The following is a 25549-nucleotide window of genomic DNA, read 5'->3' as shown; positions in this document are numbered from 1 at the left end:
CGCGGTAAATCTATATCCTCTGTCTCGCTGACCACCACGCGGCGGTGGTCCACCGACAGGATCGCGGATGCGCAGACGTTTCGCCGTACCGCTGGCCATCGCAGCGCTGGCCGTGTCCGGCGCCGTGTCCCCGGTGCTGTTCCCGCAATCCTCCTTCCGCCTGGTAGCCGAGGCCGAGGCCCGGCCGCGTTCCAGCGGCGGTTATTCCCGCTCGCCCTCCACCTCCCGCTCCTATTCGTCGCCATCCCGGTCCTCCGGTGGTTATTCGCGGCCATCGACCAGCGGGCGCACGCCCTCGGTCGGCAGCTATGGCGGTTCCTCAGCTGATCGTGGCTACAGCCGCAGCCAGTCCGGCGACGCGCTGCGCCGGATGCGGGAGAACGATGCCCGTAGCCAGTCGCGCATCGAGTATCCGCGGCAGGCGCCGGCCCCTTCCGCGCCCTATGGCAGCGGCAGCTCGGGCAGCGTCGGCGGCAGCGGGTATGGCGGCGGCTATGGGCGTGGCGGCGGTGGCTATACCGGTGGCTGGTACCGGGACCGGGGCTATGCCCCGCAGGCGCGTACGGCGGGCCGGGGCGGCTTCGGGATGTGGGACGCCGCCTTCCTGTGGTTCATGCTCAGCTCGCTGAACAATCCGTCCCACGCCGCCTTCTTCCACCATCACCAGGACGATGCCGGCTACCAGCAATGGCGGCAGGAGGCCGAGCAGCGCGCGCGGACGGACCCCGAGGTCCGCAGCCAGTTGCAGCAGCTCGACCGCTCCCTGGCCGAGAACGCGGTGACGCCGCGCGACCCCAATTACCTGCCGCCCGACGTGCCGGTGGAGGTGGCGACCGGCCGCGCCGCGCCGAACGCGCGCACGCCCAGCACGGAATCCTCCGGCAGCGGCGGCACCATGGCCATCATCGCGCTGGTGTTGATCGGCGGCATCGGCGTGGCGGTGTTTCTCTGGGGCCGCCGCCGCCCCAGGCAGGGAGGCAGTAGCATGGCCAGTGGTGGCTTGATCCGGGACGCGGCGGGCATGCTGCGCCAGAAGGCCTCGGGCGAGGCTTATGCCCCCTCCCAGTTCCGCCTCGGCATGCCGGTGCAACTGGACCCGACGCCCTTCATCCTGGCCGCCGGGCAGACGCAGCTGACGCCGCCGCCCACCGGCCAGCCGGCGGTGGTGGAGGCGGTAGGGCGCGTCGGCGGGGAGGGGCAGGGCTCGCTGGTGCGGCTGTACCTGCAGGCGGACCAGGGCATGATCCAGCTGCATCTCGGCCCCAACAACGAGCCGGACGAGTGCCGCTTCTTCGCCTTGCTGGACGAGGTGACGCCCGCCGACGAAGAGGAATGGAAGACCTGGCTGGACCCGCAGGAAGGGCTGATCGGCTGGTTCCAGTTCCAGACCAAGGACGGCAAGCTCTATGACCGCGTCTGGTCCCCCGGCGGCGGCATGGTCCCGCCCCGCTCGATGCCGGAGGAGGTGGAGACCACCGCCGGCCGCCGCGTCATCCAGAACCACGCCATGCTCTACGCCGCCCCCACCGGCGCGGCCGAGCCGGCGCCGCAGACCGAATACATCCTGGTCTCCGCCATCGAGGATGGCGGGCAGGCCTGGGTGGAGATCCGCGCGGGGCTGGATATCAGCGCCGCCTCGCTTTCGCTCGCCTGACCTGGGCGTCCCGCAAGGACGCCTACCCCGGACTGCCCAAGGACGCATGACGCCATGGACGTGATACTGGATACCCTGCGGCTGGGCCTGCCGGTCCTGGTCCTGCAATTCGCGGTGACGCTGGCGCTGCTCGGCATCGGCGTGGCCCTCTACATGGCCATCACGCCGTTCCACGAGATGCGGCTGATCCGGGAAGGCAATGCCGCCGCCGGCATCGTGCTGGGCGCCAGCCTGGTGGCGCTGGCCATCCCGCTGGCCGCGACGCTGGCCACCAGCCAGGTGACGCTGGACATCGTGGTCTGGGGCATCGTGGCGCTGGCGCTGCAATTGCTGACCTTCGCCGTGGCCACGCTGCTGCTGCGCGGGCTGCGGGAGATGATCGAGGCCGGCAATCTGGGCGCGGCATGGATGCTGGCGGGGCTGCAACTGGCCGTGGCTTTGCTCAATGCCGGCGCCATGGCCGGCTGAGCGACGGCAGGCCGCCGCCATGAGGAATGCAGCAGCGGCGCGGCCTTCGGCAGGCTGGTACATCGCTGCCGGCGGGCCGGTACCGACCTGGGCGGGTGTTACCGTGACCGGGGCGCCGCTCCGCACCGCCTGGCTGGTCCGCCGCCCCTTGTCCCACTGTTCGACGGCCGGGCGCATCGGCATTGGACCAGTACGGCCTTCGACAGTCGCCTGTCGGGATATGTTCCGATATCATAACGTGTTTGGTTGTGACCGACCGGGCGATCCGAGGCTGCCGGCATCGCCGCCGAACGCCGTTGCCCGCCAAGCCTTGCCTGACCGCATGATCCGCGCGCTGCCACCACAACAAGTGGCCATCATGCCGGAGCCTGCCCGCCACCGGCGGCGGCGGCGTTCCGACTGTCCGTTCGTTCGAATGATGCCCGCCCCGGTCGGTGCGACCGGCGGCGATCACGTTCCGAAGCGTGCCCTGTTCCGCATGTTCACAGGGCAGTTTGTTTGACCAAGTGATCCTCGCCTTCGGTGAACCCACCTCAGGCGATCACGCCCCCAGGGAGACATCGCCCATGCTCGCCTTCATTCGTAACCTCGTCGGCGTGAAGACCGACCAGGCCGTCAGCTCCGCCGTCGAGGCCATCGTCCGCTGGGACCCCAAATCGGCCACCGAGGCCGAGCTGCGCACCATGGAGCAGCACCTGGACCAGCTCGGCCTGCAGGTCGCCGAAGCGCGCCAGTCCTTCGAGAAAGAGCAGCGCGAGGCCGATGCCATCCAGCGCCTGTCCCAGCAGCGCATGGCCGCTGCCGAGCAGTTGCAGAACCGCGCCGCCACCGAGGCCGACCCGGCCAAGAAGGCCGAGCTGGAGCGCTCCCTCGGCACGCTGGTCACCATGCTGGAGGAGATGGCGCCGGAGCTGGAGCGCGAGAAGCAGGACGCCGTCGACGCCCAGGAATTCCTGACCACGCTGCAGGACACCTACAACCAGGCCGGCCAGAAGCTGAAGACCGCACGTTCCGAGCTGACCCGCGCTGAGCGGGACATGGGCCGCGCCGCCCAGCAGCGCGACACCGCGGAGCGCCGGGCCGAAGCCGCCCGCCAGGCCGCCGGCCTCTCGGGCGCCACCAGCGGGCTCAGCGTGGCGCTGAAAGCCATGCAGGACGCTGCCGCCCGCAACCTCGCCGAAGCCGAGGCCGCCAACAGCAAGGCCAAGCTGCTGACGCCGACCAAGCCGGAGCAGGACGACCCCAACATCGCCGCCGCCCTGGCCGCCGCCTCCGGCAAGGCCGGCCCCGCCGCCAGCCTCTCCGACCGCCTTGCCGCCCTGCGCGGCCCAGGCGCCCCCCGCCAGATCGGCGGGCCTGTCTGACCGATACGCGCGGCAGGCGTCAGACGGCAGCGGTCGGGGGATGCGTGTTGCGCGTGGGTGGTGCTGGGGAGAGAAGGCCGGGGAAGGAATTCCCTGGACCCATCTTCCTTTTTCAAGTTTTCAGGCGTGGCTGTTGAAGGGGCGCATCTGAGAAACGGCTGAGTGGGCCGGAGATCCTGGACCTCCTGCGACTGAGAGTTCAGCCCGCGTGGCCCATTCATAAAATCATCACGCAGCGTCCGCTTTCAGTCCGGCAGCGCCACACCAAACGCGCAGAAGAAAGAAGAGGTCTGGGGAATTCTTTCCCCAGCCTTCCTTGCCCTTCCCGCAATGGGAGAGCCCCCCATCAACAAAGGCCTTCCCCCATCCGCTTGCCGTACCGCCCCTCAGTTGCTGCGGGGATGCGCCTTTTGCCAGGTTTCCAGCAGGTGCACCGCGTCCACGCTGGTGTAGCGCTGGGTGGTGGAGAGGCTGGCGTGCCCGAGCAGTTCCTGGATGGAGCGCAGGTCCGCGCCTGCGCCGAGCAGGTGGGTGGCGAAGGAGTGGCGCAGCGCGTGGGGCGTGGTGTGCTCAGGCAGGCCGGCGAGGCGGCGGTAGTCGCGGATAGCTTTCTGCGCCACGGCCGGGTCCAGCCGGCCGCCGCGGGCGCCGATGAATAGCGGGGCGTCCGGCAGCGGGCCGCCGCGGGCGGCGAGGTAGTTGGCGATGGCGCTTTCGACCGCCGGCAGCACCGGGACGATGCGTTCCTTGTTGCCCTTGCCGAGGACGCGCAGGCCGGTGGCGGCGCGCGGTGCGTCCCGGACGTTCAGGGCCAGCGCTTCGGAGATGCGCAGGCCGCAGCCATAGAGCAGGGTGAACAGCGCTTCGTCGCGCGCGGCTTGCAGGGGCGAGTGTTCGACGCTGCCGGTTTCGGTGGTGACGTCCCGCGCCTCGGCCACGCGCAGGGCCTTGGGCACCGGTTGCTTGAGCCGGGGGCCGCGCAGCCCGGCCAGCGCGTTGGGCGAGACGCCATGCTGCTTGGCCAGGAAGCGCATGAAGCTGCGGACGGAGGAGAGCTGCCGGGCGCGGGTGGCGGTGCCGACGCCCTTAGCCTTGCCGCCGGGGTTGGCGCGGAAGGCCATGAAGGCGCGCAGGTCGGCTGGGCGCAGGGCGCCGAGGCTGGCGAGGTCCGGCTCCGCGCCATGGTAGTTGGAGAGGAAGCCGAGCAGGTCAGTGATATCGGCGCCATAGGCGGCCAGGGTGTGCGGGCTGGCGCGGCGCTCCTTCTCCAGCCAGTCCAGGAAGGCGGCGCGGGCTTCGAAGCCGGTCATGCGCGGGTCCTCAGGCGGGTTGCAGCCGGGCGGCGAGGGCGGCGGCCAGGAAGCGCAGCTGCGGCCCGGCGCCGCTGCGGGGCAGGGCGCTGGCCTCCCGCGCGCCCAGCACCAGCATCAGCGGCGCTCCGGCGGGCAGGGGGATGCGGGCGAGGGCATCGCGGGCGATCAGCGCGGCGGCTTCCCCGTGCAGCAGGGGGGCGTCGGCCGGTTGGTCCCGTAGCAGGGTGTCGCGCCCGGTGGGCAGCAGGGCCCGCACGGTGCCGGCCGGCAGGTGGCGGCGGTGGGCGGCCGGGATGCCCTCACCGGCCAGGGTGCAATGTTCCAGCCCCAGCAGCGCCGGCCACTCATGCGCGACGGCCTCTTCCGGGTCCGGGGCGGCGATCAGCGCCAGCACGGCCTGCTGGGTGCGGCGGACGAAGCCGTCCTCGGCGCGGGCGGAGGCGGCGAGGTCCTGGGTGGCGGTGCGCTCGGCCTGGATCATGGCCGCCATGTGGTCGGCAAGCCCCTCGCCATGGATGCGGCGGGGCGGGGTGAGCAGCCGGTAGAGCTCCGGCCGCTCCGCCAGGAAGGACGGGTTGGCGCGCAGCCACGCGGCGACCTGCTCGGACCCCGGGCTTGCGCCCGGGCCGGCTTCGTCCGGTGGCTGTGCGCCGTTCTCCATCAGAGGATGGACTGGCCGGTCTTCTGCCAGTCGGCCAGGAAGGCTTCCAGGCCGCGATCCGTCAGCGGGTGCTTGATCAGCTGGCGGATGACGCTGGCGGGCAGGGTGGCGACGTCCGCACCGATCTTCGCCGCCTGCACCAGGTGCAGCGGGTGGCGGATGGAGGCAACCAGCACCTCGGTCTTGATGGCCGGGTAGTTCGCGAAGATCGTCACGATCTCCTCGATCAGGATCATGCCGTCCTGCGCCAGGTCGTCCAGCCGGCCGACGAAGGGCGAGATGTAGGTGGCGCCGGCCTTGGCGGCCATCAGCGCCTGGGCGGCGGAGAAGCACAGCGTAACGTTGACCGGCGTGCCTTCGCTGGAGAGCGTCTTGCAGGTGCGCAGCCCGGCTTCCGTCAGCGGCACCTTCACGGCGACGTTGGGGGCGATGTTGCGCAGGAACTTGCCCTCGGCCAGCATGCCCTCGTAATCCGTCGCGGTGACCTCGGCGGAGACGTGGCCGGGCGTGATGGCGCAGATTTCGGCGATCACCTCGGCGATCTTGCGGCCGGACTTGGCGATCAGCGACGGGTTGGTCGTGACGCCATCAACCACGCCGAGCTCGGTCAGCGCGCGGATGTCGGCCACTTCGGCGGTGTCGACGAAGAACTTCATTGAGGGATTTCCTGGTGGACGCAGCGCGGTGGCACCACGTGTGTGGATGTGTTCCGGGATGAAGACTAACCGATGAGCAGGGGCGAACGAAAGGGCGGCGCCCTCGCCGCCGCGCAGCTGCTGCCGCCCACGGCCGGGGAGGCGCTGCCGCAGGGCCGCCCGCGCCGCCGGGTGCTGCTGCCGCTGCCGCTGGCCGGCGCCTATGACTACCGCGTGCCGGAGGATCTGGACCCACCGGAGCTGGGCGCCTTCGTGCAGGTGCCGTTGGGTGGGCGGGAGACGATCGGCGTGGTGTGGGATGGCGACGCCGACCCCAACCTGCCGGAGCGCCGGTTGAAGAACATCACCGCCGTGCTGGACGTGCCGCCGATGACGGCGACGCTGCGGAAATTCGTCGACTGGGTGGCGGCCTATACCGTCAGCCCGCCCGGCGCCGTGCTGCGCATGGCGATGAGCAGCCCCTCGGCGCTGGAGCCGCCGGCGGCCAAGGCGGGATGGCGCCTTTCCGCCGCCGGGCGCGCCGTGCTGGCGCGCGGCGGCAAGGTGACGCCGACGCGAATGCGGGTGCTGGAGGCGCTGGAGGGCGAGCTGTCCCAGGGCGATGCCAACGAGGCTCACCTGGCCACCACCATTGCCAGCGCCGCCGGCGTCTCCTCCGGCGTGCTGCGCGGCATGGCCGAGGCCGGGTTGCTGGAGCCGGCGCTGATCGCCCGCGCCGCCGAGTTCCCGGTGCCGGACCTGAGGAAGCAGGGCCCCGCGCTGGCGGAGGACCAGCAGGTGGCGGGCGCGGCGCTGCGGCAGGCAGTGGCCACGCGCGGCTTCGGCGTCACGCTGCTGCAGGGCGTCACCGGCTCCGGCAAGACGGAAGTATATCTGGAAGCGGTGGCGGAGTGCCTGGCGCAGGGCCGGCAGGCGCTGGTGCTGTTGCCGGAGATTGCGCTCTCCGCCCAGTGGCTGGAGCGGTTCGAGGCCCGCTTCGGCTGCCCGCCGGCGCTGTGGCACAGCGAGCTGGGCAGCCGGCGGCGGCGGGATACCTGGCGCGGCGTGGCGGAGGGGCGGGTGCAGGCGCTGGTCGGCGCGCGCTCCGCCCTGTTCCTGCCATTCCCCGATCTCGGCCTGGTCGTGGTGGACGAGGAACATGAAACTTCCTTCAAGCAGGAAGAGGGCGTCATCTACAGCGCGCGGGACATGGCGGTGGTGCGCGCCCGGCTGAACGAGGCCGCCTGCGTGCTGGTCTCCGCCACGCCAAGCCTGGAGACGCTGAACAATGCCGAGACCGGGCGCTACGCCAGCCTGAACCTGCCGGTGCGGCATGGTGGCGCCACCCTGCCCAAGGTCAGCACCATCGACCAGCGGGTGACGCCACCGGAACGCGGCCGCTTCCTCAGCCCGCCGCTGGTGCAGGCGGTGCGGGACGCGATCGGGCGGGGGGAGCAGGCGATGCTGTTCCTCAACCGCCGCGGCTACGCGCCGCTGACCCTGTGCCGCACCTGCGGCCACCGCATGCGCTGCCCCAATTGCACCGCCTGGCTGGTGGAGCACCGCATCCAGCGCCGGCTGCAGTGCCACCATTGCGGCCATGCCGAGCCGATCCCGCCCACCTGCCCGGAATGCGGCGCCGAGGGCAGCCTGACGCCGCTGGGCCCGGGGGTGGAGCGGGTGCAGGAGGAAGCGTCCGAGCTGTTCCCCGATGTCCGCCGGCTGGTGATGGCGAGCGACACGCTGCCCGGCCCGGCCGCGGCGGCCGAGGCGGCGCGCGCCATCCAGGCGCGGGAGGTGGACCTGATCATCGGCACGCAGATCGTCGCCAAGGGCTGGCACTTCCCGCATCTGACGCTGGTGGGTGTGGTGGATGCCGATCTGGGCCTGGCGGGCGGCGACCTGCGGGCGGCGGAACGGACGGTGCAACTGCTGCACCAGGTGGCCGGCCGTGCCGGGCGGGCCGAGGCGCCGGGGCAGGTGATGCTGCAATCCTGGAACCCGGAGCACCCGGTGATGCAGGCGCTGATCTCTGGCGACCTCGAAGGCTTCATGGCGGCGGAGGCGGACCAGCGGCGGCCCGGCCACTGGCCGCCTTTCGGCCGCCTCGCGGCCCTGATCGTCAGCGGGGAGGACGAGCGGGAGACCGACGCCATCGCCCGCGACCTGGGGCTGGAGGCCCCGGGCGGGGAGGGGGTGGAGGTGCTGGGCCCGGCGCCTGCGCCGCTGGCCCTGTTGCGCGGCCGGCACCGGCGGCGGCTGTTAATAAAGGTGCGGCGGGATGTGGCGGTGCAGCCGATCCTGCGGGAATGGCTGTCACGGGTTCGTGTTCCGGCTTCCGTCAAGGTGCAGGTGGATGTGGACCCGGTGAGCTTCCTGTGACGGCGACGTACACAGGATAGCGAGAAAAGTGACCCATTCTTGAAACGGCGGTAACGAATCCCGCCTCAGCCGGTTGCCGCCTTGCAACAGCCTGTGGTAATCCCCGCCCGCCGCGACGGAACTCCTCCGGGCGCGTCGTCATCGCTGTCCGAGGCGGGGAAACCTGTCGAGGATGGCCGGGATAGCAAGAAACGGGATTGTCCGTGGCCTCCGAAGCGCCCACCGCCTCGCCGAACACGCCCCAAACCAGCGGCCGGACCTCCGGCCTGGCCCAGCGCTACGCGTTGGCCCTGCTGGAACTCGCCAAGGACCGGAAGGAGGTCGACCGCGTGGCGGCTGACCTCGACCGTCTGTCCGCGCTCCGGCGCGACGACGCGACCTTCCGTTCCTTCGTCGGGGATCCTCGCCTGGATTCAGGGGCACAGCGCCGCGGCGCATTCGCCGTCCTGGAACGCGCCGGCATCGCCGGCGAGGTCCGGAACCTGGTCGGCGTCCTGATCGCCAACCGGCGCCTCTCCCAGCTGCCGCAGGTCGTGGACGCCTTTGGCGTCCTGCTGGCCGAGCAGCGTGGGCAGCAGACCGCCGAAGTCGCCACCGCCCACCCGCTGACCGATGTGCAGCGCGCGCAGCTTGCCGCGCGCCTGACGGAAGCCGGGTATTCCAATGTGAAGCTGGTCGAGCGCGTCGACCCCACCCTGCTGGGTGGGCTTGTCGTCCGTCTCAATTCCCGGCTTTTCGATAGCTCGATCAAGTCCAAGCTGCAGCGCATGCAGTACGCCATGAAGGGGGCCGCCTGATGGATATCCGTCCCGCCGAGATCTCGGAGATCCTGAAGCAGCAGATCGCCGGTTTTGACGCCGATGCGAATGTTGCCGAAGTCGGCACCGTCCTGACCGTGGGTGACGGCATTGCCCGCGTCTACGGCCTGCAGAATGTCATGGCCGGCGAGCTGGTGGAGTTCCCCTCCGCCGGCCTCAAGGGCATGGCGCTGAACCTCGAGACCGACAATGTCGGTGTCGTGATCTTCGGCGACGACAAGAACGTCAAGGAAGGCGATACCGTGCAGCGCACGGGCGACATCGTCTCCGTGCCGACCGGCCGTGGCCTGCTGGGCCGCGTCGTGGACGGCCTGGGCAACCCGATCGACGGCAAGGGTCCGCTGGTCGACGTGACCCAGCAGATCGTCGAAGTGAAGGCACCGGGCATCATCCCGCGCAAGTCCGTGCATGAGCCGATGCAGACCGGCATCAAGGCGATCGACGCCCTGATCCCGATCGGCCGTGGCCAGCGCGAGCTGATCATTGGTGACCGCCAGACCGGCAAGACCGCCGTGATCCTGGACACCATCATCAACCAGAAGCCGATCAATGCCGGCGATGACGAGAGCAAGAAGCTCTACGCCATCTACGTCGCCATCGGCCAGAAGCGCTCCACGGTGGCCCAGCTGGTCCGCACGCTGGAAGAGAACGGCGCGCTGGAATACTCCATCGTCGTCGCCGCGACCGCGTCCGACCCGGCGCCGATGCAGTACCTGGCCCCGTATACCGGCTGCGCCATGGGCGAGTATTTCCGCGACAGCGGCAAGCACGCCGTCATCTTCTACGACGATCTGTCCAAGCAGGCTGTCGCCTACCGCCAGATGTCGCTGCTGCTGCGCCGTCCGCCGGGCCGTGAGGCCTATCCGGGCGACGTGTTCTACCTGCACTCCCGCTTGCTGGAGCGCGCGGCGAAGATGGGCGAGGCCGCTGGCCTTGGCTCGCTGACCGCGCTGCCCGTAATCGAGACGCAGGCCGGCGACGTGTCCGCCTACATCCCGACCAACGTGATCTCGATCACCGACGGCCAGATCTTCCTGGAGACGGAGCTCTTCTATAAGGGTATCCGTCCGGCCGTGAACGTCGGTCTGTCCGTGTCCCGCGTGGGTTCGGCGGCGCAGATCAAGGCGATGAAGCAGGTTGCCGGCAAGATCAAGCTGGAGCTGGCGCAGTACCGCGAGATGGCGGCCTTCGCCCAGTTCGCGTCCGACCTGGATGCCTCCACGCAGGCCCTGCTGGCCCGTGGCGCGCGCCTGACGGAACTGCTGAAGCAGCCGCAGTACCAGCCGGTGCCGGTCGAGGAGCAGGTGATCTCCCTGTTCGCCGGCACGCGTGGTTACCTGGACCGCATCGAGGTGAACAAGGTCGGCGAGTTCGAGCGCCGCCTGCTCTCCGAGATCAAGGCGCAGAAGCCCGAGATCGTCGCGTCGATCCGCGACAAAAAGGAAATCACGAAGGACAACGAAGCGTCCCTCGTGGCTTTCCTGGACGGCTTCGCCAAGTCGTTCGCGGCCTGAGGGGGCCTAGGGGAGCAGACCCATGGCCAACCTGAAGGACCTGCGGGGGCGCATCAACAGCGTCAAGTCGACCCGCAAGATCACCCAGGCGATGAAGATGGTCGCGGCGGCGAAGCTCCGCCGCGCCCAGCAGCAGGCCGAGGCCGCGCGCCCCTATGCCGAGCGCATGGAGCGGATGCTGGCGTCGCTCGGTGCTGCCGTCGCCGGTAGCCCGGACGCGCCGAAGCTGCTGGTCGGCTCGGGCGCCGACCAGGTGCACCTGCTGGTCGTCATCACCGCCGATCGTGGCCTCGCCGGCCCGTTCAACACCAATGTGGGCCGCTTCGCCCGCACCCAGATCCGGGAGCTGGAAGCCCAGGGCAAGACGGTGAAGATCATCACCGTCGGCCGCAAGGCAGGCACCTATCTGAAGCGTGAGTTCGCCAGCCGTCTGGTCGGCGAGATCAACTTCGTGGGCAAGAAGCGCGTGGGCTTCGAGGAAGCCGACGCGCTGGCCACCCGCATCACGGGCATGCTGGAAGCCGGTGAGTTCGACGTCTGCACGCTGGTGTACAACCGGTTCAAGAACGTCATCACCCAGACGCCGTCCGCGCAGCAGCTGATCCCGACCGTCCTGCCGAAGGCCGAGACGGTCGAGACGGAAGCCGCCGGCGCCTGGTATGAGTACGAGCCGGACGAGGCGACCATCCTGGCGCAGTTGCTGCCCAAGAACCTCGCCATCCAGATCTACCGCGCCTTGCTGGAAAATTCCGCCGGCTTCTTCGGGTCCCAGATGACCGCGATGGACAACGCGACCCGCAATGCCGGCGACATGATCAACAAGCTGACCCTGACTTACAACCGTACGCGTCAGGCCAACATCACCCGGGAGCTGATCGAGATCATCTCCGGTGCCGAAGCGCTCTGAGGGAAACACCGCCATGAAGAACAACGTTGGCAAGGTTACGCAGGTTCTCGGCGCCGTCGTGGACGTGCAGTTCCCCGAAGAGCTGCCCGGCATGCTGAACGCGCTGGAGCTGAAGATCGGCGCCCGCACCCTGGTGCTGGAAGTCGCGCAGCACCTGGGCGAGCGGACCGTCCGCACCATCGCCATGGACACGACCGATGGTCTGGTCCGCGGCACCGAGGTGGTGGACACCGGCAAGGGCATCGCCGTGCCGGTGGGCGAGGGCACGCTCGGCCGCATCCTGAACGTCATCGGCGAGCCGATCGACGAGCGCGGCCCCGTGCCGCACGAGAAGACCTACACCATCCACCGCGACGCCCCGTCCTTCGAGGACCAGGCGACGTCGGCTGAGGTGCTGGTCACGGGCATCAAGGTCATCGACCTGCTGGCCCCGTATCTGAAGGGCGGCAAGGTCGGCCTGTTCGGCGGCGCCGGCGTCGGCAAGACCGTCACCATTCAGGAACTGATCAACAACATCGCCAAGGGCCATGGCGGCGTGTCCGTCTTCGCCGGCGTCGGTGAGCGGACCCGCGAAGGCAACGATCTCTATCACGAGATGATCGATGCCGGCGTCATCAAGCTGGGCGAGAACGACACCGCCGGTTCCAAGGTGGCGCTGGTCTATGGTCAGATGAACGAGCCGCCGGGCGCCCGCGCCCGCGTCGCGCTCTCCGGCCTGTCCATGGCGGAATACTTCCGCGATGAGCAGGGCCAGGACGTGCTCTTCTTCATCGACAACATCTTCCGCTTCACCCAGGCGGGCGCGGAAGTGTCCGCGCTGCTGGGCCGCATCCCCTCCGCCGTGGGCTACCAGCCCACGCTGGCGACGGATATGGGCCAGTTGCAGGAGCGGATTACCTCCACGAAGAAGGGCTCCATCACCTCGGTCCAGGCCATTTACGTCCCTGCGGACGATCTGACCGACCCGGCGCCGGCTGCCTCCTTCGCCCACTTGGACGCGACGACGGTGCTCAACCGCTCGATCGCCGAGCTGGGCATCTTCCCGGCCGTGGATCCGCTGGACTCCACTTCCCGCGCCCTCGACCCGCGCGTGATCGGCGAAGAGCACTACCAGACGGCGCGCGACGTTCAGCGCATCCTGCAGACCTACAAGTCCCTGCAGGACATCATCGCCATCCTGGGCATGGACGAGCTGTCGGAAGAGGACAAGCTGATCGTGGCGCGCGCGCGCAAGATCCAGCGCTTCCTCTCCCAGCCCTTCCATGTGGCCGAGGTGTTCACGGGCTCGCCGGGCGTGTTCGTGAAGATCGAGGACACCGTCCGCTCCTTCGCCGCCATCGTGAAGGGCGAGTACGACCACCTGCCGGAAGCCGCCTTCTACATGGTCGGCGCCATTGAGGACGCGGTGAAGAAGGCCGAGACCCTCAAGGCATCGGCCTAAGGCTCCAGGGGAAGCACTGACCCATGGCGACCTTCGACCTTGAACTGGTGAGCCCGGAGAAGCTGCTGCTCTCCCGGCCCGTCGAGATGGCGATCATCCCGGCGGCCGAGGGCGACATGGGCATCCTGCCCGGCCACTCGCCGATGATCGTCGCCCTGAAGGGCGGCGTTATCGAGGTGCGTGGCGGCGGGCAGCCGGCCGAGCGGCTGTTCGTGGCCGGCGGCTTCGCCGAGATCACGCCCACCCGCGTCACGGTCCTGGCGGATGAGGCCACCCCGGTGGACCAGCTCTCCCGCGCCGCTGCCGCAGTGCGGGTGAAGGAGGCCGAGGCCGCCTACGAAGCCGCTGCCAACGACCTGCCGGAAGTGCGGGAGAAGGCGATGGATCGCCTGCTCTCCGCGCGCACCATGGCCGACGTGGCCGGCGCCGCCTGACAATCCGGCCCGGGCGGTTCACCGCCCTGGTCCGCTGAACCGCCCGCGGGGTCTGCTCCGCGGGCGGTTTGCGTTTTGGCGGCCAGCATCCTGGGCTTGCTGCCTTGGGCTGTGCTGGCGGCAACGTCATCACGCGCCGGTGGGCTTTGCGTTACACTCAATGGCCTTGCACCCACTGAAGCTGGCCCGACATGCGCGCGACCTGCCTGACCCGGTCCCCCATCCGGCCTTCCGGAGCCGCACCCTGAACCCCCTCCTGTCCCGGCGGGCCCTGGGCGCGGCTGGCCTTGGCCTGGCCATGTCCCGCCCCGCCGCCGCGTCGCTGCCGACCGGGCTGGGCGCCATCGCGCGGCAGAACGGCATCACCTTCGGTGCCGCCGTCCAAAGCGGCCTGCTGGCCACCGATGCTGATTACGCTGCCGCCTTCCGGCGCGAGGCGTCGATGGTGGTGCCGGAATGGGAAGGTAAGTGGGGCGCGCTGCAGCCCACCGAAGGTGAGTTCGACACCGCGCCGCTGGACGGCATCCTCGCCTGGGCCAAGGCGCAGGAGAGGCTGGTGCGCGGCCACGCGCTGGTCTGGCACCAGCACCTGCCCGCCTGGGCGGAGGAAGCCCTGGGCCAGGGGCCGGAGCGGGCCACCAGCATCATGCAGGCGCATATCCGCCGCGTCCTGGCCCATACCCGCGCCAGCATCCGCGACTGGGACGTGGTCAACGAAGTGATCGCCGACCCGCCGGGCAGCGACACCCCGCAGGCGGGGGATCTCGAACTCCGGGACTCGCCGTTCCTGCGCGCGCTTGGCCCCGCCTATATCGACGAGGCGCTGCGGATGGCCCGCCGCGCCGATCCGCTGCTCCGCCTCACCCTGAACGAGTATGGCATCGAGGAAGACACCCCCGCCGCCGCCGAGAAGCGACGGCGACTGTTGGCGCTGGTGCGGGACCTGCTCTCCCGCGGCGTGCCGCTGGATGCCGTCGGCCTGCAAGGGCACCTGCAACTGGCCAAGCCCTTCCGGCCGGAGCCGCTGACCGCGTTGATCACCGCCCTGCGCCAGGCCGGCCTCTCCGTCCTCATCACCGAGATGGACATCCGGGAGACCGCCGACGCGCCGCAGGAGCTGGCGGCCCGGGACGCGCTGGTCAACGAACGCGCCTACGCCTTCGTCTCTACCGCCCTGGCCGCCGGGGTGCGCACGGTGTTCACCTGGGGCCTCAGCGACCGCTACTCCTGGCTGACCACCGACCCCAGCGTCGCCATGCCCGCCCCGCGTACCCATCGCGGCCTACCCCTGGATGCCAGCTTCAGGCGCAACGCGATGTGGGAAGCCCTGCGGCGCGCCTTCGCGGGGGCCTGACGGCGTGGGGCTTCTGGATGGGGTGGTGGAAGGCCGGGGAAGGAACTCCCCGGACCCCTTCTTTTTTCTGCGAGTTTGGCGTTGCGCTGCAGGACTGAGAGCGGACGCTGCTTGATGATTTTAATCATGGGCCACAAGGGCTGAACCGTCAGTCGCCGGAGGTCCAGAACCTCCGGCGCACCCAGCCGTCTCTCAGGGCCACCCCTTCAACAGCCACTCCGGCAAAAACTCGAAAAAGAAAGAAGGGGTCCGGGGAATTCTTTCCCCGGCCTTTCCCCTTATCCCTTTCGAAGCCCCCAGGCGCGCTATGGCGTGGGCCTGCCGGGCGGCCTAGTCTGCGCGCATCATGCGCTATCTCTCCACGCGGGGCGGGGCCCCGGTTCGCGAATTCGAAGACGTCCTGCTGGCTGGGCTGGCCGAGGATGGCGGGTTGTTCATGCCGGAGAGCTGGCCGCAGCTTTCCGCCGATGAATGGCGCGCGCTGCGCGGCCTGTCTTATGCGGAGCTGTCGGCGAAGATCGTCTCGCTCTTCACCGCCCCGGCGATTTCGGAGGCGGAGCTGCTGGTGATGACCCGGGCCGCCTATGGCGGTTTCGGCCATGCCGCCACGGCGCCGCTGGTGCAGATCGAGCCCGGCATGTTCTCGCTGGAGCTGTTCCACGGCCCCACGCTCGCCTTCAAGGACATGGCGATGCAACTGCTGGGGCGGTTGTTCGACCATGTGCTGGCCAAGCGGGGCGAGCGGGTGACCATCGTCGGCGCGACCTCGGGCGATACCGGCAGCGCGGCCATCGAGGCGTGCCGGGACCGCAGTGCGATCGACATGGTGATCCTGCATCCGGAGGGCCGGACCAGCGAGGTGCAGCGCCGGCAGATGACCACGGTGCTGTCCTCCAACATCCGCAACATCGCCGTGCAGGGTGACTTCGACGACTGCCAGGACCTGGTGAAGGCGATGTTCAACGACGCGCCCTTCCGCAACGAGATGCGGCTGTCGGCGGTGAACTCGATCAACTGGGCCCGCATCGCGGCGCAGGTGCCGTATTACGTCTATGCCGCGCTGGCGCTGGGTGCGCCGGACCGCCCGGTGGCCTTTTCGGTCCCCACCGGCAATTTCGGCAACGTGCTGGCGGCCTGGGTGGCACGCCGCATGGGCCTGCCGATCGAGCGGCTGATCGTCGGCGCCAACCGCAACGACATCCTGGCCCGCTTCATTGCCAGCAACGACATGTCGGCCAAGCCGGTGGAGCCCAGCCTCTCCCCCAGCATGGACATCCAGGTCTCGTCCAACTTCGAGCGCTTGCTGTTCGAACTGCTGGGCCGCGACGCCAAGGCGACGGCGGAGACCATGACGCGCTTCCGCTCCGAGGGCCGCATGCCGGTGCCGGACGCCGCCTGGAAGCGGGCGACCGAGCTGTTCCAGGGCTTTACCCTCTCGGACGAAGGCATCCTGGAGGAAATCCGCCGGCTGTATGCGGAAAGCGCTTACCTGGCGGACCCGCATACCGCCGTGGCCACGGCCGCTGCGCGGGCCTTGCGGCCGGAGGACCGGGGCATCCCCGTCGTGGTCGCTTCCACGGCGCATCCGGCCAAGTTCCCGGATGCGGTGGAGAAGGCCACCGGCTTCCGCCCGCCGCTGCCGTTGCGGATGGCGGATCTGTACGAGCGGGAGGAACGCTACGAGGTGATGCCCAACGACCTGGCCGCCATCGAGACGGCGGTACGCGGGCACGCGCGGCGTAACGCGGCCTGAGAGACGCACCAGGGGCGCTTGCCCCTGGACCCCGCTGGGGTGGCGGTGCCACCCCAGGCCCCGCCATCTGTTGCCGCTTGTGGCACGATGGTTCCGCCAAGGGTCCGTGGCCCTCGGAGACTGACGGTTCAGACCGTGCGGCCATTGTATCCATCCAGGCCGCCTCTCTGGTCCTGAAGCGCTGCCCCGATTTTCCGGAAGGAAGACGGGGTCCGGGGAACTCTTTCCCTGGCCTTTCTCCCCCTCCTTCCACCCAGTGAACACACGCAACCCAGCCAGAACAACGCAGGGTCGCATGTCGCCGGCTTCGCCCCTACATTATGGCGAATCATGGATCGGCGCGTGCCATGCACGGGCCACAGAGAAAGTCCCCCCGAATGTCTGATGCGGTGCGCCTGACGCGCCTCCCCAACGGCCTCACCATTGCCTCCGAGACCATGCCGCGCGTCGAGACCGTCTCCATCGGTGCCTACGTCCACGCCGGCACGCGGGACGAGACGGCGGCGGAGAACGGTGTCTCCCACTTCCTGGAGCACATGGCCTTCAAGGGCACGACCAAGCGCGACGCCGCCGCCATCGCCCGCGAGATCGAGAATGTCGGCGGCCACCTGAACGCCTACACGGCGCGGGAACAGACCGCCTACTACGCCAAGGTGCTGAAGGAAGATATGCCGCTGGCGGCGGATATCCTCGGCGACATCCTGACGCATTCCACCTTCATCCCGGAGGAACTGGAGCGCGAGCGGGGCGTGATCCTGCAGGAGATCGGCCAGGCGAACGACACGCCGGACGACATCGTCTTCGACCATTTCCAGGCCACCGCATTCCCCGACCAGCCGATGGGCCGGCCGACGCTGGGCACCGAGGGCATCATCGCCAAGATGCCGCGGGAGGTGCTGACCAACTACATGCGCCACCACTATGGCCCGAGCCGCATGGTCGTCGCCGCCGCTGGCGCGCTGGAGCATGACGACCTCGTGGCCCAGGTGAAGAGGCACTTCGCCGACCTGCCGAATGTCGACCCGGCGCTGGGCGAGCCCGCCCGCTATGCCGGCGGTGAGTTCCGCGAGGAGCGTGAGCTGGACCAGGTGCACGTGGTGCTGGGCTTCGAGGGCCCGGCGGTCACCACCAAGTGGCACTACCCGACCATGCTGCTCTCCACCGTGCTGGGTGGCGGCATGTCTTCCCGCTTGTTCCAGGAGATCCGGGAGCGCCGCGGGCTGGTCTACTCCATCTATTCCTTCGCGCAGCCGTTCCGCGATGGCGGCGTATTCTCCATCTACGCCGGCACGGGCGAGGACCAGGCGGCCGAGCTGGTGCCGGTGGCCCTGGAAGAGCTGAAGCGGGTGCAGCACGACGTCACGACGGATGAGCTGGACCGCGCCAAGGCGCAGCTCCGCGCCTCGGTGCTGATGTCGTTGGAGTCCACGGGCAGCCGGTGCGAGCAGATCGCGCGCCAGTTGCAGGTGCATGGCCGCATCATCACGCCGGAAGAGACGAAGGCGAATATCGCCGCCGTCACCATCGAGCAGGTGCAGCAGGCCGCCGCGATGATCTTCCGCTCCCGCCCGACGCTGGCCGCGCTTGGGCCTGCCGGCAAGGTGCCCGGCCTGCCGAGCATCATGGAGAAGCTGGCGGCATGAACCGGCTGGAGATGCTCGACGCGCTCGTCGCCGCCGCCCGCGCGGCGGGGGCGGACGCGGCGGACGCGGTGCTGGCCGCCTCGACCTCGCTCTCCGTCGCGCGCCGGCTGGGGGTGATCGAGCATCTCGAACGGGCCGAGGGGTTCGACCTCGGCCTGCGCGTGTTTGTCGGCCAGCGGCAGGCGATCGTTTCCTCCACCGACCCGGACCGCGCGAGCTTCGCCGCGCTGGCCGAGCGCGCCGTGGCGATGGCGCGCGCCGTGCCGGAGGACCGCTTCGCCGGACTGCCGGAGCGGGTGCCGGTGCCGGCGCGTGAGCTGGACCTCGACGACCCGGCCGAGCCGACGGCGGAAGATCTGCTCGCCCGTGCCGCGGCGGCGGAGGAAGCGGCGCTGGCCACGGCAGGCGTCACCAACAGCAATGGCGCGGAGGCGGGGTTCAACCGCAGCCGCATCGCCATCTTTTCCTCCAACGGCTTTGCCGGGGAATATGCCCGCAGCAGCCATTCCGTCTCCGTCTCCGCGCTGGCAGGCGAGGGCACGGGGATGGAGCGGGATTACGACCACAGCGTCGCCGTGCATCTGGCGGAGCTGGAGGATGCGGCGACCCTGGGCCGCAGGGCGGGGGAGCGGGCGGTCCGCCGCCTGAACCCGACGCGTCCGGCCAGCCGCAAGCTGAGCGTGGTGTATGATCCGCGCGTCTCCGCCTCCCTGCTCGGCCATCTGGTGGGGGCGCTGAACGGCACCGCCATCGGGCGCGGCACCTCCTTCCTGCGGGACAAGATGGGGCAGCAGGTGCTGGCCACCGGCCTGACCCTGCGGGATGACCCGCTGCGCGTGCGTGGCCTGCGCTCCCGCCCCTTCGACGGCGAAGGGATGCCGGGCGAGGCGCGGGCGCTGGTGCAGGACGGCATCCTGCAAAGCTGGGTGCTGGATTGGCGCTCCGCCCGCCAGCTGGGACTGGTCTCCACCGGGCATGCCAGCCGAGGCATTTCCAGCCCGCCATCGCCCGCGGCGACCAATCTGTGGCTGGAGCCCGGCCAGGTCTCCCCGGCCGCGCTGATGGCCGATCTCGACGAGGGCTTCTACGTCACCGAGATGATGGGCAGCAGCATCAACGGCATCACCGGCGACTACAGCCGCGGTGCCTCCGGCTTCATGATCCGCCGGGGTGAGCTGGCGGAGCCGGTCAGCGGCGTCACCATCGCCGGCAACCTGAAGGAAATGTTCCTGCACATGGCCGCTGCCGATGACCTGCGGTTCCGCCGCGGTACCGACGCGCCGACCCTGCGGGTGGATGGCATGACCCTGGCCGGCGCCTGACCCTCTCGCGGCAGGGCGCGGCCGAGCCGCAGTGGCGGACCGAGTACTGCTGACACGGCTTTAAAAGCCGTGTCAGCTGGCAGCCCCAGCCCGAGGCGCCCGGGCGCGGCCGCCATGCGCTTTCGCCGCGCGGAAGCGGTTCCCCTGGGGGAGGCCTTCCTCTAGCCTCGCTGGGTCCGAGACCGGTCGCCATAAGGCCGTGCAGGAGGAACCGAACATGAATGCCTCACCGGGGGCGCATGCCCTCCACCCGGTGGCCGATCCGGCCTGCCGCCTGCGCATCCTCAAGGCGCTGGAGCGCAAGCTGCTCTGGCTTTCCGCCTGGACGATCCATCACGCCAACCATATCCGCCCCAACCGCGACGGGCTGAAGGTGGGCGGGCACCAGGCGTCCTCTGCCTCCGTCGTGTCGATCATGGCGGCGCTGTATTTCGGCATCCTGCGGCCGCAGGACCGGGTGGCGGTGAAGCCGCATGCCGGCCCGGTCTTCCACGCCATGAACTACCTGCTGGGCCGCCAGAGCCAGGAGAAGCTGGCGACGCTGCGGCAGTTCGGCGGCATCCAGCCCTATCCCAGCCGGGTGAAGGACGGCGCGGAGGTGGATTTCTCCACCGGCTCAGTCGGGCTGGGCGTGGCGCTGACCAGTTTTGCGAGTCTGGTGCAGGACTATGTGCACCTGCATGGGCTGGGGCGGGAGGGCCTGCCGCGTGGCCGCCACGTCGCCATTGTCGGCGATGCCGAGCTGGACGAGGGCAATATCTACGAGGCCCTGCTGGAAGGCTGGAAGCACGATGTGCGCGATGTCTGGTGGGTGATCGACTACAACCGCCAGAGCCTCGACTCGGTGGTGCCGGACCGGTTGTTCGGCCGCATCGAGGGCCTGTTCCGCGACATGGGTTGGAACGTCGTCACGCTCAAATACGGCCGCAAGCTAGAAGCCGCCTTCGCACGGGAGGGCGGCGAGGCGCTGCGCCGCTGGATCGATGACTGCCCCAACAGCCTGTATTCGGCGCTGACCTTCCAGGGCGGTGCCGCGTGGCGCGCCGCCCTGCTGGCCGAGCTGGGGCGGGACGAGGGCGTGCGCGCCATCATCGACCCGCTGGACGACGAGGAACTCGGCGGGCTGATGACCAACCTGGCCGGCCATGACATCGAGACGCTGGAAAGCGCCTTCCGCGCCCAGGATGCGGCGGGCGACCAGCCGACCTGCTTCATCGCCTACACGGTGAAGGGGATGGGCCTGCCCTTCGCCGGGCACAAGGACAACCATGCCGGGCTGATGACCAAGGAGCAGATGGAGGCTTTCCGCCACGGCATGGGCATCCGCCCCGGCCAGGAGTGGGAGCGGTTCGAGGGGCTGGACCTGCCCGCCGCCGAGCTCGAGGCCTTCCTGCGCGACATCCCCTTCGCGCCGGTGCTGGCGCCGGAGGGACGCAGCCTGGCCGCCCCCTCTGTCCCGGTGCCGGCCAGCCTGCCGGTGCCGAAGGTGCCGGAAGGCCGCACGCTGTCCACCCAGGCGGCCTTCGGCGAGCTGCTGGCCGAGATCGGCCGGGCGGGGAAGGGCGATGCGGAGAGCTTCGCTTCCCGCATCGTCACCACCAGCCCGGATGTGACGGTCTCCACCAGCCTGGGGCCGTGGGTGAACCGGCGCGGGGTATTCGACCGCCACCTGAAGAACGACGTGTTCCGCGATGCCAAGCTGGCCTCGGCGCAGCGCTGGGGCATGTCCCCCAAGGGCCAGCATATCGAGCTGGGCATCGCCGAGCAGAACCTGTTCCTGCTGCTGGGCGCGCTCGGGCTGGCGGACCGGCTACACGGCGGGCGGCTGCTGCCGATCGGCACCGTGTACGACCCCTTCGTTAACCGGGGCCTCGATGCGCTGATCTATGCCTGTTATCAGGATGCCCGCTTCCTGCTGGTTTCCACCCCGTCCGGCCTGACCCTGGCGCCGGAGGGCGGGCAGCACCAGAGCGTCAACACGCCGCTGATCGGCATGGCGCAGGACCGGCTGGCGAGCTTCGAGCCCACCCACGCCGACGAGTTGGCCATCCTGTTCCGCTGGGCCTTCGAGCATATGCAGAAGCCGGATGGCTCGGCGGTGTGGCTGCGGCTGTCCACCCGTGGGCTGGCGCAGCCGGAGCGGGTGCTGGACCCGGCGGCGGTGATCGCCGGTGGCTACTGGGCGGTGCCGCCGGCGCCGGGCGCGCGCATCGCCATTGCCTACCAGGGACCGGTGGCGCCCGAGGCCATGGCGGCGTTCGAGGAGCTACGGACGGAGGAGCCGGGCGCCGGGCTGCTGGCCATCACCAGCCCGGACCGGCTGCATGCGGCCTGGCTGGCGGCACGGCGGCAGGCGCGCCAGGGCCCGGGAGCGGTGCCTTCCCACATCGAGTCGCTGCTGGCGCCGCTGGCGCGGGATGCGGCGATCGTCAGCGTGCTGGACGGCCACCCGGCGGCGCATGCCTGGCTGGGCGCGGTGCGTGGCCAGCGCGTAGTGCCGCTGGGCGTGGACCGCTTCGGCCAGTCCGGCGACATCCCGGACCTGTATGCCGAATACGGGCTGGATACCGACGCCATCCTGGACGCCTGCGCCCAGGCGCTGCTGGGGCGGTAGGCGGCAGCCCGCCGCCGCCCGCCGGGGTTCCGGCGGTGGGAAGGCCAGGGGAAGGAATTCCCCTGGACCCCTTCTTTTTTCTTCGAGTCTGAGACAGTGCGGGTGGTGACGGGTGGCCTCAGCTTGGCAAGTGTCCGAATATTTTCGTACTATTTATTTGATATTAAATAAAAAATTTGGCTGAGCCCGGCCCGATCAGCATCGGCCAAAACACCGCAAAAAAGGAGGGGGTTCGGGGGAGTTCACTCCCCCGACCTTCCTTCACCCTTTCCGAAAGAACCCTGCCAGCCGCCCCATCGCCTCTTCCGCCAGACCCGGGGAGATAGCGAAGCAGAGGCGGAGCTTGCCGTCGTCGTCATCGGCGAAGGCGGTGCCGGGGGCTAGGCCGACCTTGGCTTCGCGCAGCAGGCGGATGGCCAGGGCGCGGCTGTCGGTGACGCCATCCTGCGAGAACATCAGGTAGAAGCTGCCTTCCGGCGGCTGCAGGCGGATGCCGGGGATGGCGCCGAGCCCTTCGCAGAAGATGCGGCGGCTTTCCTGGCAGCGGGAGACCATGATGCGGATGAAGTCGTCGCCCTGCTCCAGCGCGGCGATGCAGGCGTATTGGATGAAGGTGGGGATGCTGGTGGTGTTGTACTGGCCGAGATTGCCGAACACGCCTTCCATGCCGGCCGGGTAGATCAGCCAGCCGGCGCGCCAGCCCGTCATCGCCCAGTTCTTGGAAAAGGTGTTGCTGACCAGCAGCTTGTCCGTCTCGTCGCAGATTTCCAGGAAGGAAGGGGCGATGGCGTTGCCGTAGGTGAAGTGGTTGTACACCTCGTCCGACAGCAGCCAGAGGCCGCGGGCGCGCACCAGGTCCCGCATGGCCAGCATCTCGGCCTTCGGCATCACCCAGCCGGTGGGGTTGGACGGAGAGTTGATGGCGATGACGCGGGTGCGGGGCGTGATGGCGGCCTCGATATCCGCCAGCGACAATTCGAACCCGCCATGGGCGGTGCGGCGGAAGGGGACCATGACGGGCACGCCGCCCAGCACCGTCACCGTGGCCGCCATGTTGGGCCAGTGCGGGCCGGGGATGATGACTTCGTCACCCGGGGAGAGCACGGCCTGCATGCCTTGCATGATGGCGTTCATGCCACCGGCGGTGATGGTGAAGCGGGCGGGGTCCACCGCCACGTCCCAGTGGCGGCGGTGGTAGTCCGCCAGGGCCTGCCGCAGCTGGGGCAGGCCGTGGGAGTAGGTGTAGCGGGTCTGGCCGGCGCGCATGGCGGCCTCGGCGGCCTCGGTGACGAAGGAGGGGGTGGGCAGGTCGCCCTCGCCGATCCACAGCTTGATGACGGCCGGGTCCTCCCGCGCCATGTCGGCAATCTCGGCGATCTGGTTGGCGCCGAGGTCCTTGATGCGGGACGGCAGGCTGTCGAGGGCGGCGCTCATGCGGGGATTCCGTCGGTGGCTGTGCCGTTACCTGTGCCGGTCGGGCCGTGGGAGGGCAAGGGGCCGGCAAGGGCGCGGGCAGCGGATTCGCGCTGTGCCCTTTCAATATAAGCGCCCCTGCGCTAAACGCGCCGGCTCGACGACTTTGCCGGCGTCAAGCCTGCGGGCGTGGTGGAATTGGCAGACACGCTGGATTTAGGTTCCAGTGGCGCAAGCCGTGGGGGTTCAAGTCCCTCCGCCCGCACCATCCAGCGCCGCCGGCCGGACACGAGACTGATTTTCAGGAGCAGGTGTGGCGACGATGCAGGTGACCGAGCAGGCAGCCGAGGGGCTGAAGCGGGGCTTTTCCGTGGTGGTTCCGGCGGCGGATATCGCCGCGGCGCGCGACAAGCGCCTGGCGGCCGTGGCCAAGGAAGTCCGCATCCCGGGCTTCCGCCCCGGCAAGGTGCCGGCTTCCGTGGTGAAGCAGCGCTTCGGCCAGTCCGTGATGGGTGAGGTTCTGGACGAGCAGGTCCAGTCCGTGACCCGGACCGTGATCGAGGAGCGGGGCCTGCGCCCCGCCTTGCAGCCCAAGATCGAGCTGGTGAAGTTCGCGGAGGGCGAGGACCTCGAGTTCACGATCGAACTGGAGCAGCTCCCCGAGATCCCGCTGCCCGATTTCTCGGCCATCGCGCTGGAGAAGCCGGTGACCAAGGTGGGCGACGAGGAAATCACCAAGGCGCTGGAGGGCATCGCCGCCCGCAACCGCCAGATGGAAGACGTCACCGAGGCCCGCCCTGCCGCGCAGGGCGACGTGGTCGTGACCGATTTCGAGGGCCGCCTGGTCGATGAAGCGGCCGAAGGTGGCCTGGCCGAGCCCTTCCAGGGCGGCACGGGCACCGACATGCCGGTGGAAATTGGCGGCGCCGGGTTCATCCCGGGCTTCGCCGAGGGCCTGGTCGGCATCAATGTCGGCGAGACGCGCGACGTGAAGGTAACCTTCCCGGCCGAGTACGGCGCGGCCGAGCTGGCCGGCAAGGACGCCGTGTTCAAGCTGACCGCCAAGAAGCTGCAGACCCCGGCCTCCGCCACGGTGGACGACGACTTCGCCAAGAAGCTGGGCCTGGCCGACGTTTCCGAGCTGAAGACCCGCATCAGCGAGTCGCTGCAGCAGGAATACGACCAGATCTCCCGCCTCAACGTGAAGCGGAAGCTGCTGGACGCCCTGTCCGCCCAGGCCTCGTTCGAGGTTCCGGCCGGCATGGTCGATGCCGAGTTCGAGCAGATCTGGCAGCGCATCGAGGCCGATCGCACCGCCGGCCGCCTGGATGAGGAAGACAAGGGCAAGGACGAGGACACGCTGAAGTCCGAGTACCGCGCCATTGCCGAGCGCCGCATCCGCCTGGGCCTGCTGCTGTCCGAGATCGGCCGCAGCAACAACATCCAGGTGACGAACGAGGAACTGACCGGTGCGATGCGGGCCGAGGCCCAGCGCTACCCGGGCCAGGAGCGCCAGGTGATCGAGTTCTTCCAGAAGAACCCGCAGGCGATCGAGAACCTCCGCGCGCCGCTGTTCGAGGAGAAGGTGGTCGACTTCATGCTGGAGCTGGCCAAAGTGACCGAGAAGGAAGTGCCGGCGGCCGAGCTGTCCGCCGAGCCGGCCGAAGCGGCTGCCTGAGCAGGCTATCGCCGGCCCGCGGGCCGGAGAGTGATTAAGGCGCGCGGGCCGGGGTGGGATACCACCCTGGCCCGCCGTCATATCTGGGGTGTCCCCCTCTTTCGCAGCCGGGCTGGCTGTCCCATGTTAACCGGCGACAGCTAGAGTGACGGCGGAACTAGGAGTCGGCGCGGTCGCCAGG

General features: G+C 69.5%; 19 protein-coding genes and 1 tRNA gene. 16 read left to right on the top strand and 4 right to left on the bottom strand.

What is annotated here, in order from left to right:
• Positions 1 to 67: 67 nt before the first annotated feature.
• The 3 genes from IBL26_RS08710 (at position 68) to IBL26_RS08700 (ending at position 3486) form a co-directional block, all read left to right on the top strand.
• Entirely contained in the window at positions 68 to 1654 is a 1587-nt protein-coding gene (locus IBL26_RS08710) for a DUF2491 family protein (RefSeq protein WP_187784083.1), read from the top strand.
• A gap of 54 nt (positions 1655 to 1708) precedes the next feature.
• The gene (locus IBL26_RS08705; RefSeq protein WP_187784082.1) at positions 1709 to 2122 is read left to right on the top strand and encodes a DUF350 domain-containing protein; all 414 of its coding nucleotides are present in this window, start codon (positions 1709 to 1711) and stop codon (positions 2120 to 2122) included.
• Between the two features lie 566 nt (positions 2123 to 2688).
• Entirely contained in the window at positions 2689 to 3486 is a 798-nt protein-coding gene (locus IBL26_RS08700; RefSeq protein WP_187784081.1) for a hypothetical protein, read from the top strand.
• A gap of 386 nt (positions 3487 to 3872) precedes the next feature.
• Here the strand turns inward: IBL26_RS08700 and IBL26_RS08695 are convergent, their stop codons facing one another.
• From IBL26_RS08695 to fsa, 3 genes are read right to left on the bottom strand one after another with little or no spacing between them, the layout of a single operon-like run.
• Positions 3873 to 4796, bottom strand: a complete 924-nt coding sequence (locus tag IBL26_RS08695) for a tyrosine recombinase XerC (RefSeq protein WP_187784080.1) — start codon at positions 4794 to 4796, stop codon at positions 3873 to 3875.
• A 10-nt stretch (positions 4797 to 4806) separates the two neighbouring features.
• Positions 4807 to 5460: a GAF domain-containing protein gene (locus tag IBL26_RS08690; RefSeq protein ID WP_187784079.1), complete on the bottom strand. Its 654-nt coding sequence runs from the start codon at positions 5458 to 5460 to the stop codon at positions 4807 to 4809.
• The gene (gene fsa, locus IBL26_RS08685) at positions 5460 to 6116 is read right to left on the bottom strand and encodes a fructose-6-phosphate aldolase (protein ID WP_187784078.1); all 657 of its coding nucleotides are present in this window, start codon (positions 6114 to 6116) and stop codon (positions 5460 to 5462) included. The genes IBL26_RS08690 and fsa overlap by 1 nt, the downstream gene beginning before the upstream one ends.
• Before the next feature lie 72 nt (positions 6117 to 6188).
• Here fsa and IBL26_RS08680 point away from each other — a divergent pair, with 72 nt between their 5' ends.
• From IBL26_RS08680 to IBL26_RS08630, 11 genes are all read left to right on the top strand, one after another.
• A complete protein-coding gene (locus tag IBL26_RS08680) occupies positions 6189 to 8477 on the top strand; it encodes a primosomal protein N' (RefSeq protein WP_241749174.1) in 2289 nt (762 codons plus the stop codon).
• A 197-nt stretch (positions 8478 to 8674) separates the two neighbouring features.
• Positions 8675 to 9274 (top strand): F0F1 ATP synthase subunit delta, encoded by a 600-nt coding sequence (locus IBL26_RS08675; RefSeq protein ID WP_187784077.1) that lies wholly within the window; start codon positions 8675 to 8677, stop codon positions 9272 to 9274.
• A complete protein-coding gene (gene atpA, locus IBL26_RS08670; RefSeq protein ID WP_187784076.1) occupies positions 9274 to 10809 on the top strand; it encodes a F0F1 ATP synthase subunit alpha in 1536 nt (511 codons plus the stop codon). Before IBL26_RS08675 ends, atpA begins: the two co-directional genes overlap by 1 nt.
• 22 nt (positions 10810 to 10831) lie before the next feature.
• On the top strand, positions 10832 to 11716 hold the full coding sequence (locus IBL26_RS08665; protein WP_187784075.1) for a F0F1 ATP synthase subunit gamma: 885 nt from the start codon (positions 10832 to 10834) through the stop codon (positions 11714 to 11716).
• A 13-nt stretch (positions 11717 to 11729) separates the two neighbouring features.
• Positions 11730 to 13157, top strand: coding sequence for a F0F1 ATP synthase subunit beta (gene atpD / locus IBL26_RS08660; protein ID WP_187784074.1), 1428 nt, complete (start codon positions 11730 to 11732; stop codon positions 13155 to 13157).
• 23 nt (positions 13158 to 13180) lie between these two features.
• Complete coding sequence (gene atpC / locus IBL26_RS08655) at positions 13181 to 13591, top strand: ATP synthase F1 subunit epsilon (RefSeq protein ID WP_187784073.1); 411 nt, start codon at positions 13181 to 13183, stop codon at positions 13589 to 13591.
• 298 nt (positions 13592 to 13889) lie between these two features.
• Positions 13890 to 14945 (top strand): endo-1,4-beta-xylanase, encoded by a 1056-nt coding sequence (locus IBL26_RS08650; RefSeq protein WP_187784072.1) that lies wholly within the window; start codon positions 13890 to 13892, stop codon positions 14943 to 14945.
• 346 nt (positions 14946 to 15291) lie between these two features.
• Positions 15292 to 16698, top strand: a complete 1407-nt coding sequence (gene thrC / locus IBL26_RS08645; protein WP_187784071.1) for a threonine synthase — start codon at positions 15292 to 15294, stop codon at positions 16696 to 16698.
• A 377-nt stretch (positions 16699 to 17075) separates the two neighbouring features.
• Positions 17076 to 18341 (top strand): M16 family metallopeptidase, encoded by a 1266-nt coding sequence (locus tag IBL26_RS08640; protein ID WP_187784070.1) that lies wholly within the window; start codon positions 17076 to 17078, stop codon positions 18339 to 18341.
• Positions 18338 to 19663 carry a TldD/PmbA family protein gene (locus tag IBL26_RS08635; protein ID WP_187784069.1) on the top strand — a complete coding sequence of 442 codons (1326 nt, stop codon included), beginning with the start codon at positions 18338 to 18340 and terminating at the stop codon, positions 19661 to 19663. Before IBL26_RS08640 ends, IBL26_RS08635 begins: the two co-directional genes overlap by 4 nt.
• A gap of 217 nt (positions 19664 to 19880) precedes the next feature.
• Positions 19881 to 22277, top strand: a complete 2397-nt coding sequence (locus IBL26_RS08630; protein WP_241749172.1) for a 1-deoxy-D-xylulose-5-phosphate synthase N-terminal domain-containing protein — start codon at positions 19881 to 19883, stop codon at positions 22275 to 22277.
• A 261-nt stretch (positions 22278 to 22538) separates the two neighbouring features.
• Here the strand turns inward: IBL26_RS08630 and IBL26_RS08625 are convergent, their stop codons facing one another.
• Complete coding sequence (locus IBL26_RS08625) at positions 22539 to 23711, bottom strand: pyridoxal phosphate-dependent aminotransferase (RefSeq protein ID WP_187784068.1); 1173 nt, start codon at positions 23709 to 23711, stop codon at positions 22539 to 22541.
• 162 nt (positions 23712 to 23873) lie between these two features.
• Here IBL26_RS08625 and IBL26_RS08620 point away from each other — a divergent pair.
• A tRNA-Leu gene (locus IBL26_RS08620) sits at positions 23874 to 23958 on the top strand.
• 54 nt (positions 23959 to 24012) lie between these two features.
• Positions 24013 to 25368: a trigger factor gene (gene tig, locus IBL26_RS08615; protein ID WP_187784136.1), complete on the top strand. Its 1356-nt coding sequence runs from the start codon at positions 24013 to 24015 to the stop codon at positions 25366 to 25368.
• Positions 25369 to 25549: the final 181 nt, after the last annotated feature.

Source organism: Teichococcus aerophilus (assembly GCF_014490485.1).
GTDB classification, from domain to species: Bacteria; Pseudomonadota; Alphaproteobacteria; order Acetobacterales; family Acetobacteraceae; genus Pseudoroseomonas; species Pseudoroseomonas aerophila.
This window is presented reverse-complemented; position numbering and strand designations above follow the sequence as displayed.

Excerpts from the sequence above, each read along its gene's own strand:
- IBL26_RS08710 (WP_187784083.1), top strand. The coding sequence starts at position 68 with ATGCGCAGACGTTTCGCCGTACCGCTGGCCATCGCAGCGCTGGCCGTG.
- IBL26_RS08705 (WP_187784082.1), top strand. The coding sequence starts at position 1,709 with ATGGACGTGATACTGGATACCCTGCGGCTGGGCCTGCCGGTCCTGGTC.
- IBL26_RS08700 (WP_187784081.1), top strand. The coding sequence starts at position 2,689 with ATGCTCGCCTTCATTCGTAACCTCGTCGGCGTGAAGACCGACCAGGCC.
- IBL26_RS08695 (WP_187784080.1), bottom strand. The coding sequence starts at position 4,796 with ATGACCGGCTTCGAAGCCCGCGCCGCCTTCCTGGACTGGCTGGAGAAG.
- IBL26_RS08690 (WP_187784079.1), bottom strand. The coding sequence starts at position 5,460 with ATGGAGAACGGCGCACAGCCACCGGACGAAGCCGGCCCGGGCGCAAGC.
- fsa (WP_187784078.1), bottom strand. The coding sequence starts at position 6,116 with ATGAAGTTCTTCGTCGACACCGCCGAAGTGGCCGACATCCGCGCGCTG.
- IBL26_RS08680 (WP_241749174.1), top strand. The coding sequence starts at position 6,189 with ATGAGCAGGGGCGAACGAAAGGGCGGCGCCCTCGCCGCCGCGCAGCTG.
- atpA (WP_187784076.1), top strand. The coding sequence starts at position 9,274 with ATGGATATCCGTCCCGCCGAGATCTCGGAGATCCTGAAGCAGCAGATC.
- IBL26_RS08665 (WP_187784075.1), top strand. The coding sequence starts at position 10,832 with ATGGCCAACCTGAAGGACCTGCGGGGGCGCATCAACAGCGTCAAGTCG.
- atpD (WP_187784074.1), top strand. The coding sequence starts at position 11,730 with ATGAAGAACAACGTTGGCAAGGTTACGCAGGTTCTCGGCGCCGTCGTG.
- atpC (WP_187784073.1), top strand. The coding sequence starts at position 13,181 with ATGGCGACCTTCGACCTTGAACTGGTGAGCCCGGAGAAGCTGCTGCTC.
- IBL26_RS08650 (WP_187784072.1), top strand. The coding sequence starts at position 13,890 with ATGTCCCGCCCCGCCGCCGCGTCGCTGCCGACCGGGCTGGGCGCCATC.
- thrC (WP_187784071.1), top strand. The coding sequence starts at position 15,292 with ATGCGCTATCTCTCCACGCGGGGCGGGGCCCCGGTTCGCGAATTCGAA.
- IBL26_RS08640 (WP_187784070.1), top strand. The coding sequence starts at position 17,076 with ATGTCTGATGCGGTGCGCCTGACGCGCCTCCCCAACGGCCTCACCATT.
- IBL26_RS08635 (WP_187784069.1), top strand. The coding sequence starts at position 18,338 with ATGAACCGGCTGGAGATGCTCGACGCGCTCGTCGCCGCCGCCCGCGCG.
- IBL26_RS08630 (WP_241749172.1), top strand. The coding sequence starts at position 19,881 with ATGAATGCCTCACCGGGGGCGCATGCCCTCCACCCGGTGGCCGATCCG.
- IBL26_RS08625 (WP_187784068.1), bottom strand. The coding sequence starts at position 23,711 with ATGAGCGCCGCCCTCGACAGCCTGCCGTCCCGCATCAAGGACCTCGGC.
- tig (WP_187784136.1), top strand. The coding sequence starts at position 24,013 with ATGCAGGTGACCGAGCAGGCAGCCGAGGGGCTGAAGCGGGGCTTTTCC.